The organism is Eubacterium uniforme, assembly GCF_900167115.1.
Classification (GTDB): domain Bacteria; phylum Bacillota; class Clostridia; order Lachnospirales; family Lachnospiraceae; genus Eubacterium_S; species Eubacterium_S uniforme.
The window spans coordinates 1-1896 of record NZ_FUXZ01000033.1 but is presented as its reverse complement, the minus strand read 5'-3'; the positions used below and the strand labels follow the sequence as shown (position 1 = coordinate 1896).

The following is a 1896-nucleotide window of genomic DNA, read 5'->3' as shown; positions in this document are numbered from 1 at the left end:
AAAAGATTATTACCATTTAATGTACAAATGTTAATCATTGGTTTTGGTAATACTATTACTTTAATTGTACGTGATGCCTTTTTTGTTGTTCCATTAAGATTAGCTGTTACCGTAAATGTTAAATAGTATTCAGTTCTTTTACTTACATTTGGTGCAATTACAATAGTTGTATTACTTCTTTCATTTCTTAATGTAAGACCATTTCCTGTATATAAGTAACCATTATTATTTCCACCTGAAACCCATGAAGAAACTGTGCAGCTATCTCCTGAATATAAAAATACATCCTTACTATGTATTATACCTTTAGATTCAAATTGATTAGTAATATTAGTTATAGTAGGCAATGCTTTTACATTAACAGTAATTCCTTTATTTAATGTTATAGTTCCACCATTAGTCTTACAAATTGCATTACCTGTTATATATGAACTGCCTTCATTCCTACCTGTATATGATGCATTTTGACTGCCTGTATTATATAGATCTACATTATTATTATTTTTTGTCCAGGAATATCCTGTAATATATCCACCTACAGATAATGAAAGTCCTGTATTTTCTCCAGCAAATAAAACTGTTTTATTTGCTGTTAATCCATATAGTTTAGGATAATTTTTTAAATATACATTTATTTTTCTTTTTAATTTATCATCTTTACCATAGATATAAAATGTTTTATTTTTTACAACATCCTTATTTGCTTTAACTGTTAATATCGCTCCTGTTGGTGCATTATCATCTTTTGTGATTTTAAGATTAATAGAGCCATCTGATAACGTATAATTTCTTCCATGATTAGCTCCACCTTCTTTTAAAGCTATATAATTAGTATAATATGTATTACATGTCCACGTTTGATTATTCTTATTTCCATCAGACACTAAAGTTATTGTACTTTCTTTTACATCAGCGTAGGTTATGTTTTTCATGCTAAACATAAACCCTAAAAATAATAAAAAAGTTATAATTTGTTTTTTCATATACTTCACACTCCTATTGTAATAATATAACAACTATTTCATAGCCAACAGTTCTTCTAAATGATGATATTGACAAACCATAGCCACCTCTAACTTCTGGCATACGATTCGTAATTTCATTAATAGCATTAAATATGCTCACATCATCATCTGATTCTATATTAACTTTTATAAATGTAGTTTTTATTTCTTTTGTATCATTAGTTAATTGATTATAAGTTGATGTTGCATTTGTCTGTTTTCTTGAAGACATGTATTCAGCTAATTCTCTTAACTCACCATTTACTCTTCCAGAAAAATTCGCTTTAATAGAATTTTTAATCATGATTACAATATCATCATTTAATATGTTTGATTCATTATAATTACCTAAAGGCTCTATCTGTTTGCTTTCTTGTTGTGTTGTTTGTTCTTTCTGCTTTTTATTTTTTCGCTTTTTTCTTCGTTTCTTTTTGGTTGTTTCTTCTGTAGTCTCTTCAGTTGTTTCTTCAGTTGTGCTTTCAATTGTTTCTTCAGTTGTGCTTTCAGTTGTAATTTCTTCTGGTTCTTCAGCTATAATAATATCTGTAGTTTGTTCTGCAGTCTTAGTTTCTGAAGATTCTTCAGTGGAATATATTTCACTTTCAGTAGTTATTTTAGTTTGTTCTGTTTTATAATCATTGTCTGAAACGATTTTTTTATTTTCATTACCATCCTTTTTTCCAAAAATAAAAATACAACCTAAAAGAATCGATAATAAAAGGACTGTCATAACAATGTATATCATTGTATTTGACAATCCTTGTTTTGCATCAATATCTGGTTTTTTATCTTTAGGCTTTATATATCTTTTATATTCTTGTTTATCAAGATGGTTATAATATATTCTTCTTATAAGCTTAAACATAAAACCACCTACTTTTTAGTATGTTCT

2 protein-coding genes are annotated in these 1896 nt (G+C 27.1%); both read right to left on the bottom strand.

The features are described 5' to 3' along the window. The coding region (locus tag B5D16_RS12235; RefSeq protein ID WP_143405133.1) for a hypothetical protein at positions 1-983 on the bottom strand (983 nt) is incomplete at its 3' end. A 13-nt stretch (positions 984-996) separates the two neighbouring features. Continuing rightward, on the bottom strand, positions 997-1869 hold the full coding sequence (locus tag B5D16_RS12230; protein WP_078767250.1) for a hypothetical protein: 873 nt from the start codon (positions 1867-1869) through the stop codon (positions 997-999). Between the last annotated feature and the right edge of the window lie 27 nt (positions 1870-1896).